This window comes from Lysobacter soyae (assembly GCF_019551435.1).
GTDB classification, from domain to species: Bacteria; Pseudomonadota; Gammaproteobacteria; order Xanthomonadales; family Xanthomonadaceae; genus Solilutibacter; species Solilutibacter soyae.
On the sequence record NZ_CP080544.1, the window covers coordinates 907075 to 919956 of the forward strand.

Genomic DNA, 12882 nt, shown 5'->3' on the forward strand with positions numbered 1-12882 from the left:
TTCCGCCCGCGTTTTTCGTCAGATCAGTTGCGCAGTTTGCCGAGCAAACGCAGGAACTCGATATAGAGCCACACCAGGGTGACCATCAGGCCAAATGCGCCGTACCACTCCATGTATTTCGGTGCGCCGCGTTCGACGCCGTTTTCAATGAAGTCGAAATCCAGCACAAGATTCAACGCGGCGATGATGACCACGAAGACGCTGAAGCCGATGCCGATCATGCCGCTGTCATGGATCATCGGAATGGATTTGCCGAAGAATCCCATGACCATCGAGACGAGGTAGAGCAGGGCGATACCCGCGGTCGCGGCGAAGACGCCGAGCTTGAAGTTCTCGGTGGCTTTGATCAGGCCCGAACGATAAGCCAGCAACAAACCGCCCATGGTGCCCATGGTGGCCATCACGGCTTGCAAGACGATGCCTTGATATTTGGCTTCAAAGACGGCCGAAACGGCACCGAGGAACAAGCCTTCCACCAGCGCATAGAGCGGGGCGGTGATCGGCGACCATTCCTTCTTGAAGACGGTCACCATGGCAAGGACAAAGCCGCCGATGGCGCCGCCCAGCATGTACATCGAGCCGCCCGGATTGAGGTTGCCGGAAGCGTCAATCATTTGCGACCAAGCGAAGGCGGCCGAAATGCAGGACAAGATCAGCAAAATGGCGGTCTTGTTGACCGTGCCGTTCAGGGTCATGGCATCTGCGGCGCCACGGACGACGCTGCCGGTGCCGAGGTCTAGAAAGGTGGACTCCTTGAGGGCGGGGTTTCCGCTGCGAATCATGTTTTCTGCTCCGTATGAATACGCCTTTTATATGGCGTCACTTGAGCATAACGCAAGTTTGTTTCAGCGTTCGCATTGACATCAGGCGGGGCTACGGCCAAAATGCCCGTCTTCGCAAAACACAACGTGCCAAAGGCTTGCCTTGGCGGGCGGGTGCGACGGAATGCTCACGTCGGGGTATAGCGCAGTCTGGTAGCGCGCCTGCTTTGGGAGCAGGATGTCGGGGGTTCGAATCCCTCTACCCCGACCAACTCTGGTTCGATCCGATTGCGCCCGTAGCTCAACCGGATAGAGCACCGGCCTTCTAAGCCGGTGGTTGCAGGTTCGATTCCTGCCGGGCGCGCCAGTTGTGTGGTGTCGGTTTCAATGGTGGCTGTAGCTCAGTTGGTTAGAGTTCTGGATTGTGATTCCAGTGGTCGGGGGTTCGAGTCCCCTCAGCCACCCCATTGATTCAATCGCCTATTCACAATGGAAATGGCGCGTTGTAGAATGTGTAGTTCGGGCTGTTAGCTCAGTTGGTAGAGCAGTTGACTCTTAATCAATAGGTCGAAGGTTCGAATCCTTCACAGCCCACCAATTCAAAAGCCCCGCTGAAAAGCGGGGTTTTTTGTTTGATTCAGTACAATTTGCACATTGCGAAAGTGGCGGAATTGGTAGACGCCCTGGTTTTAGGTACCAGTGCCGCAAGGCGTGGGGGTTCGAGTCCCCCCTTTCGCACCACGACGCACGAAAGTCTTTGCACGGCTATGAAGATGAACGAGCCGTCGCGAGCGAGGAACCTCAATTACGAGCTTTGTCCACCCAGAGCCCGCCCCACCAACGGCAAGCCTCGCCCTTCCACTAGCACCCACCCCGAAAATCGGCCAAAATAACCGGCTAGCCGCGCGTAGCACGCTACCGTGCGCCCCCAATTCGTTCATCAGCCCACGGTATTCCCGTGGTGGCAGGAGTTTCCATGCAAGTTTCGATTGAATCCACCGGTAATCTGGGCCGTCGCGTCACCTTCCGTGTGCCGTCCGCCGACTTCAACAACAAGGTGGGTTCGCGTTTGCGCGAAATCGCACGTGATGCCCGTATCAATGGTTTCCGCCCGGGCAAAGTGCCCACCAGCGTCATCGACAAACGCTTCGGCGCACAGGTCCGCGGCGAATTGCTCGACGAAATGCTGCGCGAAGGTTTCGGCAAGGCCGTCGAAGGCCAAGAGCTGCGTATCGCCGGCAATCCGCGCATCACCCCCGATCAAAACGTCGCAAGCGAAGGTGAACTCGCTTACGTCGCCGATTTCGAATTGGTGCCTGATTTCGGCAAATTGGACGCCTCCGTACTCGAAGTCACGCGCTATACGGCAGAAGTGCAAGACGCCGATATCGACAACATGATTGAGAACCTGCGCGCTCAACGTCGCAGCTGGTCGCCGGTCGAACGCGCCGCCAAAGAAGGCGATTTGGTCGACGTCGAAATGTGGGGCGAACTCGACGGCAAGCGTATGCCGCCGCAAGGCGCCGATGTCTCGGCGACGGTCCTCGGCTCGAAGAGCATGTTGGTGGATATCGAGAATGCCTTGGACGGCATGGCCAAAGGGGACGAAAAAACGCTCGACGTGACCTTCCCGCAAGACTGGGGCAACCAAGACATCGCCGGCAAGACCGCCAAGACCAACATCAAGGTGACGCAAGTGGCCGAAGCCACCTTGCCGGAAGTGGACCAAGCCTTCATCCGCAGCTTTGGCGTGAAGAGCGGCGACGCCGAGCAATTCCGCGCGGATATCCGTGCCAATCTCGAACGCGAACTGAAGGGTGCGTTGATGCACCGTTTGCGCAGCGAAGTGGGTGAGGCGCTGATCAAGGCCTACGCTGAAACCGAATTGCCGCCGCAAATGATCCAGGAAGAAGCGCAAGCCATGGCCAATGCCGACGCTGCGCAAGCGGCGCAAATGGGCCAAAAAATGGAAGCCCTGCCGGGCCCGTACGCCGAAGCAGCCCGCAAGCGCGTGTTGGTTGGCCTGTTGGTCGGCGAATTCGCGCGTCAAAACAATCTGCGTCTCGACCCGAATCGCTTGATGGAAACCATGCGCCTGATCGCATCGACCTACGAGCAACCGCAAGAGGTCATTGATTTGTACCGCAACGACCCCCAACTTATGCAGGGTCTGCAAAATCGCGTGATGGAAGAGCAGGTGATCGATTGGATCGCCGAGCAAGCCAAGCACAACGACGCGCAGCTAAGCTTCCAAGAAGCGATTCGTCCGGAATAATCCGGGCGAAAGCCAAAACAGGGAAACCGGATGAGCATCGAAACCAAGAATTTGAACCTCGTGCCGATGGTGGTCGAGCAATCGAGCCGCGGCGAACGCGCGTACGACATCTATTCGCGCCTGCTGAAAGAACGCGTCATTTTCCTGGTCGGTCCGATCGACGATTACATGGCCAATGTGATCGTCGCCCAGCTGTTGTTCCTCGAAGCGGAAAACCCCGAGAAGGACATCAGCCTGTACATCAACTCGCCCGGCGGTGTGGTCACGGCCGGCATGGCGATCTACGACACCATGCAGTTCATCAAGCCGGATGTGTCCACCATTTGTGTGGGCCAAGCGGCTTCGATGGGGGCGCTGCTGCTCGCATCCGGCGCCGCCGGCAAGCGCTACGCATTGCCCAACGCCCGCGTCATGATTCACCAGCCGCTCGGTGGCTTCCAAGGCCAGGCCACGGACATCGACATCCATGCCCGCGAAATCCTGACCTTGCGCCAGCGTCTGAACGAGATCTTGGCCAAACACACCGGCCAGTCGCTTGAAACCATCGCCCGGGATACCGAGCGCGACAACTTCAAGAGCGCCGAGGCCGCCCGTGATTACGGCCTGGTCGACCAAGTCATCGAACGTCGACTCGACGACACCATCCAGGCGGCCTGATACGCCGCCTGCAGCCCCTCTCGGGCATTGAAGTGACGGGCTTTTCCCGGGTGCTTGGCATCCGGGGAGGCTGTGCTATTCTCCAAATGCAACTGGATTTACTGGGAAAAAAATGAGCGAAGACCGTTCGGGCAGAACTTCCGACACGTCCAAAGTCCTGTTCTGCTCCTTCTGCGGAAAGAGCCAACACGAAGTGCGCCGCTTGATTGCGGGTCCTGCTGTTCACATTTGCGACGAATGCGTCGAGTTGTGCAACGACATCATCCGTGAAGAATTGGATCCGAAATCGGACGCCACGCGCAGTTCCTTGCCGAAACCGCACGAGATCCTTGAGGTACTGAATCAGTACGTCATCGGGCAGGCACGTGCGAAAAAGACGCTCGCCGTAGCGGTGTACAACCACTACAAGCGCATTGAAAGCCGTCAGAAATCCGACGATATCGAACTGTCTAAGTCGAACATCTTGTTGGTGGGCCCGACCGGCTCAGGCAAAACCTTGTTGGCCGAGACGTTGGCGCGCACGCTCAACGTGCCGTTCACGATGGCGGATGCCACCACCTTGACCGAAGCCGGGTATGTCGGCGAAGACGTCGAAAACATCATCCAAAAGCTTTTGCAGAAATGCGATTACGACGTGGACAAAGCCCAGCAGGGTATCGTCTATATCGACGAAATCGACAAGATTTCCCGCAAGAGTGAAAACCCGTCCATCACCCGCGACGTGTCGGGCGAGGGCGTGCAGCAAGCGCTATTGAAACTGATTGAAGGGACGGTGGCTTCGATTCCGCCGCAAGGTGGCCGGAAACATCCGCAACAGGAATTCCTCCAAGTCGATACGCGCAACATTCTTTTCATTGTGGGTGGCGCCTTCGCCGGTCTCGACAAAGTGATTTCGCAGCGCACCACCGACGCCGGCGGGATCGGTTTCTCGGCCAAGGTGAAGAGCAGCGAACGCAAGCTTGAAACGGGCAAAGTCCTCGCCGACGTCGAGCCCGAAGATCTGATCAAGTTCGGTTTGATTCCCGAGTTCGTCGGTCGTCTGCCGGTGGTGGCAACCCTCGAAGAATTGGATGAGGCCGCACTCGTCATGATTCTGTCGGAGCCGAAAAACGCCATCACCAAACAGTTCCGCCGCTTGTTCGAAATGGAAGGCGTTGATCTCGAGTTTCGTCCCGAAGCCTTGACCGCCATCGCGCGCAAGGCCCTCAAGCGCAAGACGGGTGCCCGCGGTCTGCGCACCATCGTCGAATCGGTTCTGCTCGACACCATGTACGACTTGCCGTCACTCGAAGGCGTCAGCAAAGTAGTCGTTGATGAGTCGGTCATCGAAAACCGCACACCGCCTTACCTGATCTACGATCCGGCCGCGGCGGCTGCGCCACCGCAGAAACTCGCCAGTGGTGAGTAAGCAAATGGGCGCCATTGGCGCCCATTTACATTTCGGCGGGGACCGATTCACTTCAATCGCGTTAGGCTTGCATTGCAGGCACGTGCCCCCATCTCGTTTGGAATGGCGGTCGCACGTGGTGCGACCGGAAACAATCAGGAATTAGAACGTGGAAGAATCCAAAGAGATCACCGAAAACAACGCCCCGGGCATCGTTGCCCCGGAAGGCATGGTGCCGGTGTTGCCGCTACGCGACGTGGTGGTGTTTCCAAGCATGGTGATCCCCTTGTTTGTGGGACGCGACAAGTCGATCCGCGCGCTGGAAGCGGCGATGGCGGGTGACAAACGCATCTTGCTGCTGGCGCAGGTCTCCCCGGATATCGACGACCCCGAGCGGAACGATCTCTACACCGTCGGCGCGATGTCGCAGGTGTTGCAGATGCTGAAATTGCCGGACGGCACCATCAAGGTGCTGGTCGAGGGCGTTTCACGCGCGCGCGTGATCGACATGACGCAGCACGACAATGCGCTCTTCGCCCACGCTGAAACTTTGGAAGAAATCGCCGAAGGCGAAACCTCCGAAATCGAAGCTCTGAGTCGTTCCTTGCTCGGCTTGTTCGAGCAATACGTCAAGACCAATCGCAAGTTGCCACCGGAGCTGCTGCAATCGCTCAGCGGCATCGAAGATCCCGCGCGCGTGTCGGACACCGTGTCCGCGCACTTGTCCGTGCGCTTGCCCGACAAGCAGAAATTGCTCGAAACCACCGACCCCGGCAAGCGTCTTGAACAGTTGATCGCTCTCGTCGACGGCGAGCTGGACGTGCAGCAGCTCGAAAAGCGCATTCGCGGTCGCGTCAAATCGCAGATGGAAAAGAGTCAGCGCGAGTACTATCTCAACGAACAAATGAAGGCCATCCAGAAAGAATTGGGTGACCTCGACGAAGCGCCGAATGAAATGGACGCGCTCGCGCTCAAGATCGCCGATGCCGGCATGCCCAAAGCGGTCGAAACCAAGGCCAAGGGAGAATTGGCCAAGCTCAAGCAGATGTCGCCGATGTCTGCCGAAGCCGGGGTCATCCGCAACTACCTCGATTGGCTGCTGGGTGTGCCGTGGAAGAAGCGCAGCAAAGTCCGTCGCGATTTGAAGTTGGCGCAAGAAACTTTGGACCAAGACCACTTCGGCCTGGAGCGTGTCAAAGAGCGCATCTTGGAATATCTTGCGGTGCAATCGCGCGTCTCCAAGATGAAAGCACCGATCCTGTGTCTGGTCGGGCCGCCGGGCGTCGGCAAGACCTCGCTAGGACAGTCCATCGCGAAAGCCACGAATCGCAATTTCGTGCGGATGGCCTTGGGTGGTGTGCGTGATGAAGCGGAAATTCGCGGGCATCGCCGCACTTACGTCGGTTCGATGCCGGGCCGCATTGTCCAAAATCTCAACAAGGCGGGCACGCGCAATCCTTTGTTCGTTCTCGACGAAATTGACAAGATGGCCATGGATTTCCGTGGGGATCCTTCCTCCGCATTGTTGGAAGTGCTCGATCCGGAACAAAACCATTCGTTCAACGATCACTACTTGGAAGTCGATTTGGACCTGTCCGAGGTGATGTTCATCGCCACGTCCAACTCGATGAATATCCCGGGGCCGCTGCTCGACCGGATGGAAGTGATCCGTATTCCGGGCTATACCGAGGAAGAAAAACTCAATATCGCCCTGCGTTATCTGATTCCCAAACAGATGAAAGCCAACGGGTTGCGCGACGGCGAACTCGAAATTGACGAAAGTGCCGTGCGCGACATCGTGCGTTATTACACGCGCGAAAGCGGTGTGCGCAATTTGGAACGTGAGATTGCGCGGATTTGCCGTCGGGTGGTAAAACAGATCGCTCTGGCGGGCCCGCAAACGCCCGCACCGGCCAAGGCCAAAAAGACGGCAGGCAGCAAGGCCAAAGCACCGGCGAAGGCCAAGAAGGCCGCCACAGTGCGAGTGGACGAGAGCAACCTCGACAAATACCTCGATGTCCGTCGCTTCGACTTCGGTCGCGCGGAAATCGACAACGAAATCGGCCTGGTCACGGGATTGGCCTGGACCGAAGTCGGCGGTGACTTGCTGCAAATCGAATCGACCCTGGTGCCGGGCAAGGGTGGCGTGACTTTGACCGGTCAGCTCGGCAATGTGATGAAAGAATCGGCGTCCGCCGCCTTGTCGGTGGTGCGCGCGCGTGCGGAACGGTTGGGCATCGATCCCGACTTCCTTGGCAAATTCGACCTGCACGTGCACGTGCCCGACGGTGCGACCCCTAAAGACGGCCCGAGCGCAGGCATCGCCATGACCACGTCTTTGGTCTCGACGTTGACCAAGATTCCCGTGCGCGCGGATGTCGCCATGACCGGTGAAATCACGCTGCGGGGCCGCGTGACGGCGATCGGCGGACTGAAAGAGAAACTGTTGGCCGCGCTGCGCGGCGGCATCCGGACCGTCATCATCCCCGATGAAAACGCCAAGGATCTCGCCGACATTCCCAAGGCGGTCACCGAGCAAATGCACATTGTTCCCGTCAAATGGATCGATGAAGTGTTGGATATCGCACTGGAAAGTCCGATTGTTGTGGGCAAAAAAGCTTCGACAAGCGGGAAAAAGACGGTTTCGACGGCGGTGTCCAAGCCAGCGTCCAAGCGCCGTGAGGCAACGCGTGTTCGAGGTGTCAAGCATTAAAACCCAGTCATTGCAAGCGTTTCACGCGCTTGCGGTGGTGTGTGAAACGCTGGTATAACGATTCGCTCGATTTGGCGAAGTTCTCGCCACCCGTCCCCCGGGGTCGATCGGAACATTTATTTCACGATGGTCGGGATGACCATCAACTCTGGAGAACCAAATGAACAAGGGTGAATTCATCGATGCAGTGGCCGAAGCCGCCGGCATGTCCAAGGTTGACGCAGGCCGCGCAGTTGACGCCGTCGTGTCCACCGTGACCAAGACGCTGAAGAACGGCGATTCCATTGCGCTCGTTGGCTTCGGTACGTTTGAAGTGCGTAACCGCGCCGAACGCACCGGCCGCAATCCGAAGACCAAGGAACCGATCACCATTCCGGCGTCGAAGGCTGCTGCATTCAAGCCGGGTAAAGCCCTCAAGGACGCCGTCAACAGCTGATTGTTGACGAGCTCGTCGGGCGCTTAGCTCAGCGGTAGAGCGTCTCCTTTACACGGAGAGGGTCGGGGGTTCGATCCCCTCAGCGCCCACCAGTTTCAAGAAATAAAAAATTTGTGTTGCAAAGCCCGGAAGTGTTGTTGTAAACTTTCGCGCTTCACGGAGCGGTAGTTCAGTTGGTTAGAATGCTGGCCTGTCACGCCGGAGGTCGCGGGTTCGAGTCCCGTCCGCTCCGCCATATGAAGCAAAAAACCCTGCAGAGATGCGGGGTTTTTTGTTTTTGCGATAAACGTAGCCGGTGACATTCGCGCTAAACTGCACAGTCACGTCGGGAAACAGAAATATGCTTCAGAGCTTGCGCGAAAAAACCAGTGGTTGGATTGCTTCGGTCATCATGGGATTGCTCGTCATCCCGTTCGCTTTTTTCGGTATCGAACAATACGGCACCAGTTCGGAAACCTTCGTCGCCCGAGTGGAAGCCCCGCCGACCTGGTGGGCAGGTGCCCCGCATGTCTGGCCGCTGACGCGCCTCTGGGACGTTGAAGAGATCACCACCGAACAGTTCCGCAAAGCCTTCGATGACCTTCGCCAATCCGAGCGCCAGCGTTTGGGCGATGCGTTCGATAGCGAGCAGTTCGAAAGCGCCGACAACAAGCGCAAGGTGCTCGACCAAGTCATTGACGATCGCATCATGCAAATGGCGAGCACCCGCAACGGCGTGCAAGTGTCCGACGCGGCAGTGCGCGATGTCGTCCAGTCGTTCCCGGATTTCCAAGTGGACGGCAAATTCAACATGACGCGCTATCAGACGGTCCTGTCCAAGCTGCAGAACCCGATGACGCCTGCGCAGTTCGAAGAGTCCATTCGCCAAGACCTGCGTCGTAACGCCATGGCCGGCCGCATTGCCAGTTCCGACTTTGTCACCCCATCTGAAAAAACGCGGTTGGCCAACATCATGACCGAGCAACGCGGCGTGATCGCCGCGATTGTTCCGAAGCTCGCAGACACCGCGCCGGTGACCGATGCCGAGATCGCCGCGTGGTACAAGACCCACGTCAAACAGTATTCCGCGCCGCCTAAAGTGACGCTTGAATATGTGGATGCGGATCTGGCGAATTTCGCCGCGCCTGCCATCAAGGAAGGCGATGTCCGCGCGTTGTACGAATCACGCAAATCGAAGTATGTTGGTAATGATCAACGCTTGGTCTCTCACATCCTGATTCAGCTCCCGGCGGATGCGAAGGCTGCGGCAATTTCCGCGGCAGAAGCGAAGGCGGCGCAGATTGCCGAACAGGCGCGTGCGCCCGGCGCCGATTTCGCAGCGCTGGCCAAAGCCAACTCCGACGACGTCGGTTCAAAGGCCGCCGGCGGCGATTTGGGTTGGATTTCACGGGATGGCAGCAACGACGCCGCCTTTGAAGCTGCTGCCTTCGCCATGCAAGCGGGGCAGGTGAGTGCACCGGTTCGTACGCAATACGGCTGGCACGTGATCGAAGTGCGTGATGTCAAAGCCGGCACCGCAAAGACCTACGAAGACGTGAAGCCTGAGCTCGAGGCGGAATTGAAGAAGCAGTCAGGCGAACGCGCCCTCAGCTCGGCGCTGGGTGAGCTCACCGACGAGGCTTACAAGAATCCGGCGAATTTCGCAGCCACGGCCAAGCGCTTGGGGCTGAACGTGCAAACCGCTGGCCCCATCGCGATGGGCCAAGGTGACGCGGTCATCACCAATCCGGCGGTCCAGCGCGTTTTGTTCTCCAAGAACGTGGCGGAATCGATCGGTGCCGTGAGTGATCCGATCAAAATCGGTGACAACCACAACGTGTTGTTCCGCGTCCTGTCGCGTACGCCGGAACGCCAGTTGCCGCTGACGGAAGTGCGTGATGCGATCATCGCCGATGTGCGTGCGGATCGCGCTAACAAGGCGGCCTTGGCGAAGGCCGACAAGATTCTGGCCGCGATCAAGGCCGGACAGTCGCTTGAAGCAGTGGCTGCAGCCAACGGTGCGCAATTGCAGAACAAGGGTGAAATTGTTCGCGGTGAAATTCCGACGCCGGAAGTGAACCGCGCCATGTTTGCCGTGCCGCGACCGGCCGCAGGCAAGCAAAGCCCCGGCAAGGCAACGCTGCCTGATGGCAATGTCCTCGTGTTTGCCGTCACTGAAGCAAAGCCCGGTGACGCAGAGCGTGTGCCGGCGGAAGTGCGGGCCCAAATCATGAAGCAGTTGGGCGATGCCTACGGCGTGTCGTCTGCCATGAACTATGTAAACGCACTCAAGAAGCAGTTCAAGATCAAAGTCGCTGAAGACCGCATGTGATCCGGCACTGACGACGGAAATGAAAAAGGCGACCCGAGGGTCGCCTTTTTTCTGTTCAAACCGTCGGACTCAAGCGTCCAATCCGGTCATGCCCATGATGTTGTATCCGCAGTCCACGTAGGTGACTTCGCCGGTGACGCCTTTGGCAAGGTCCGAGCAGAGGAATGCAGCGACGTTGCCAACGTCCTCAATGGTGACGTTGCGGCGCAGCGGCGCTTGCTCTTCGACGTGGGTCAGCATCTTTCGCAGATTGCCCACGCCCGACGCTGCCAAGGTTTTGATCGGGCCGGCGGAAATGGCATTGACGCGAATGCCTTCAGGACCGAGGTTCATGGCGAGATAGCGCACGCTGGCCTCCAACGCCGCTTTCGCCACGCCCATCACGTTGTAGTTCACCAAGGCGCGCTCTGCACCGAGGTAGGTGAGGGTGAGGATGGACGCATCATGATTGACCATCATCGGGCGGGCCGCCTTCGCCATAGCAGACAAGGAGTAGGCCGAGATGTCGTGGGCAATGCGGAATGCGTCACGCGACAAATTGTCGAGATAGCCGCCGTCCAGGGCTTCCCGCGGTGCAAAGCCAATCGAGTGCACCAGGATGTCGAGGGTGTCCCAGTGGGTTTTCAGCTCGGCGAAGCAGGCGTCAATTTGCGCATCGTCGGCGACGTCCAGCGGAATGACGATATTCGAACCGTATTCGGCCGCGGCGTCTTCCACCCGCGACTTAAGTTTTTCATTTTGATAGGTGAAAGCCAACTCTGCGCCTTCGCGGCGCATGGCTTCGGCGATGCCATTGGCAATCGACCGTTGGCTGGCGATGCCCGTGATGAGGGCGCGTTTACCTTGCAGGAATCCCATGATTCACCTTCTTTTCTGGAAGTGGCTAGTGTGCCTTGTCGGTCACCGTTTTTCACCCTTCGCCGGCGTAGTGAAGGCCTCAATAGCCCTGCCGCACCAGATTACAGGCGACCGCAGTCACCTTGTCGGGGTAGGCATGGGTGATTCCCGACAATCGCCGCCCGCTTTTCCGTCGTGAGGCGAGCAGACGCCCTTCGCCGGCATTGAATGCCATCAGCACTGTGGCCTCATCGCCTTTGAACTTGCGGTGTAAATAGCGCAGGTACTTGATGGCCGCGTCGGTGGAGCGGATGGCGTTCATACGCTCATCTTGTTTTCCGGAAACTTTCAACCCGTGATTTCGAGCAGTCGGTGCGGTGAATTGCCATAAACCCGCGGGGCCAAGCGCGCTTCGGGCGGAAGGTTTGTAATGACTTTCAATGAAAGGAATGAGCGCGTACTCCGCCGGTAAGCCGGCAGCAATCGTTTTCGACAACACGCTGTTGAACATCAGCCGCACACGCGAATTCTTGGACTGCAGTTGCCGGGTATAAGGGGCGTAATGGCGTGTCCATTTTTTACTCGAATGCGTGCAAGGCGCTTTGTCGGCCAAGTGGGAACGGAATTCAGTGCGCGGCGCTGACTGTTTTTTCGCCGGTTCGGCGGCCCAGGCAGATCCCACCATGGCCAAGAGGCACAACCCCTGAATACAGATTCGCTTCATCGGTAAACATCCTTCCATGCCCGAAGTGCGGCAAATTGTGCGGCCGGGTTCGACAGTGTTTGCCCCGAGTGTGAGGACACACGATCGATGATCGCGGGCGTATCGGAACGAAGAAACGGATTGCAGGCTTTTTCGAGCGCCAGCGTGGACGGCAAGGTGGGGTGGCCGGCGGCACGCAGTTCGGCGATCTGAACCGCATACGCCTTGAGATCTGCGTTGTCCGGGTCGACGGTCAGGGCAAATGCGGCATTGCCGGCGGTGTACTCGTGCGCGCAGCACACCTTGGTGCTTGCGGGCAATTGCGACAAACGTTGTAAAGAGTTCAACATTTGTTGTGGCGTGCCTTCGAACAATCGACCGCAACCCAAGCTGAAAAGAGTGTCGCCACAAAACAAGTGGCCCTCACCGAAGTAGGCGACGTGACTCAAGGTATGTCCGGGCACCGCAATCACCTCAAACGACATGTCGCCCGCAGTGACAACATCGCCGTTCTGGACGCGCCTCGTCGCAGGCGGAATGCGCGGATCCTCCGGCGCATACACGGGAACGTCGGGCCAGCGTGCGCACAATTCGGGCAATCCGCCGATATGGTCGCCATGGTGGTGGGTAATCAAGATGGCCGCAGGAATTTCGTCGTTCAATGCATCGATCACAACCCGGGCATCACCGGGATCCACGACGATACGACGTCCCGGAAGGCCGAACAGCCATACGTAGTTGTCGTCAAATGCAGGAAGGATCGTCAACATCGGCGCGGCGGCATCCGGGAACCGTAAACTAG

The 12882-nt window shown here is 58.2% G+C and carries 10 protein-coding genes and 7 tRNA genes; 13 read left to right on the plus strand and 4 right to left on the minus strand.

Annotated features, from left to right (window positions below; genetic code table 11):
* Positions 1-23 precede the first annotated feature (23 nt).
* Positions 24-779 carry a Bax inhibitor-1/YccA family protein gene (locus H8L67_RS04305; RefSeq protein ID WP_220380735.1) on the minus strand — a complete coding sequence of 252 codons (756 nt, stop codon included), beginning with the start codon at positions 777-779 and terminating at the stop codon, positions 24-26.
* Between the two features lie 176 nt (positions 780-955).
* On the opposite strand from H8L67_RS04305, the gene H8L67_RS04310 reads away from it, so the two are divergent.
* From H8L67_RS04310 to H8L67_RS04370, 13 genes are all read left to right on the plus strand, one after another.
* Positions 956-1032, plus strand: a tRNA-Pro gene (locus H8L67_RS04310).
* Between the two features lie 19 nt (positions 1033-1051).
* Positions 1052-1128 (plus strand) — tRNA-Arg (locus H8L67_RS04315).
* Positions 1129-1151: 23 nt separating this feature from the next.
* Positions 1152-1228: transfer RNA gene (locus H8L67_RS04320), tRNA-His, on the plus strand.
* Between the two features lie 54 nt (positions 1229-1282).
* Positions 1283-1358, plus strand: a tRNA-Lys gene (locus tag H8L67_RS04325).
* Positions 1359-1417: 59 nt separating this feature from the next.
* Positions 1418-1502: transfer RNA gene (locus H8L67_RS04330), tRNA-Leu, on the plus strand.
* A gap of 235 nt (positions 1503-1737) precedes the next feature.
* Positions 1738-3036, plus strand: a complete 1299-nt coding sequence (gene tig / locus H8L67_RS04335; RefSeq protein WP_220380524.1) for a trigger factor — start codon at positions 1738-1740, stop codon at positions 3034-3036.
* 30 nt (positions 3037-3066) lie between these two features.
* Complete coding sequence (gene clpP, locus H8L67_RS04340) at positions 3067-3693, plus strand: ATP-dependent Clp endopeptidase proteolytic subunit ClpP (RefSeq protein WP_220380525.1); 627 nt, start codon at positions 3067-3069, stop codon at positions 3691-3693.
* A 112-nt stretch (positions 3694-3805) separates the two neighbouring features.
* Positions 3806-5101, plus strand: a complete 1296-nt coding sequence (gene clpX, locus H8L67_RS04345; protein ID WP_220380526.1) for an ATP-dependent Clp protease ATP-binding subunit ClpX — start codon at positions 3806-3808, stop codon at positions 5099-5101.
* 208 nt (positions 5102-5309) lie between these two features.
* Positions 5310-7793 (plus strand): endopeptidase La, encoded by a 2484-nt coding sequence (gene lon / locus H8L67_RS04350; protein ID WP_220380736.1) that lies wholly within the window; start codon positions 5310-5312, stop codon positions 7791-7793.
* A gap of 160 nt (positions 7794-7953) precedes the next feature.
* Entirely contained in the window at positions 7954-8229 is a 276-nt protein-coding gene (locus tag H8L67_RS04355; RefSeq protein ID WP_220380527.1) for an HU family DNA-binding protein, read from the plus strand.
* A 17-nt stretch (positions 8230-8246) separates the two neighbouring features.
* Positions 8247-8321 (plus strand) — tRNA-Val (locus H8L67_RS04360).
* 66 nt (positions 8322-8387) lie between these two features.
* A tRNA-Asp gene (locus H8L67_RS04365) sits at positions 8388-8464 on the plus strand.
* A 105-nt stretch (positions 8465-8569) separates the two neighbouring features.
* A complete protein-coding gene (locus H8L67_RS04370) occupies positions 8570-10540 on the plus strand; it encodes a SurA N-terminal domain-containing protein (RefSeq protein ID WP_220380528.1) in 1971 nt (656 codons plus the stop codon).
* 69 nt (positions 10541-10609) lie between these two features.
* Here the strand turns inward: H8L67_RS04370 and H8L67_RS04375 are convergent, their stop codons facing one another.
* The 3 genes from H8L67_RS04375 to gloB all read right to left on the minus strand — a co-directional run bounded on the left by H8L67_RS04375 (position 10610) and on the right by gloB (position 12850).
* Entirely contained in the window at positions 10610-11398 is a 789-nt protein-coding gene (locus H8L67_RS04375; RefSeq protein ID WP_220380529.1) for an enoyl-ACP reductase FabI, read from the minus strand.
* A gap of 79 nt (positions 11399-11477) precedes the next feature.
* On the minus strand, positions 11478-12119 hold the full coding sequence (locus H8L67_RS10385) for a lytic transglycosylase domain-containing protein (protein WP_343222348.1): 642 nt from the start codon (positions 12117-12119) through the stop codon (positions 11478-11480).
* Positions 12098-12850, minus strand: a complete 753-nt coding sequence (gene gloB, locus H8L67_RS04385) for a hydroxyacylglutathione hydrolase (protein ID WP_220380531.1) — start codon at positions 12848-12850, stop codon at positions 12098-12100. Before gloB ends, H8L67_RS10385 begins: the two co-directional genes overlap by 22 nt.
* Positions 12851-12882 lie beyond the last annotated feature (32 nt).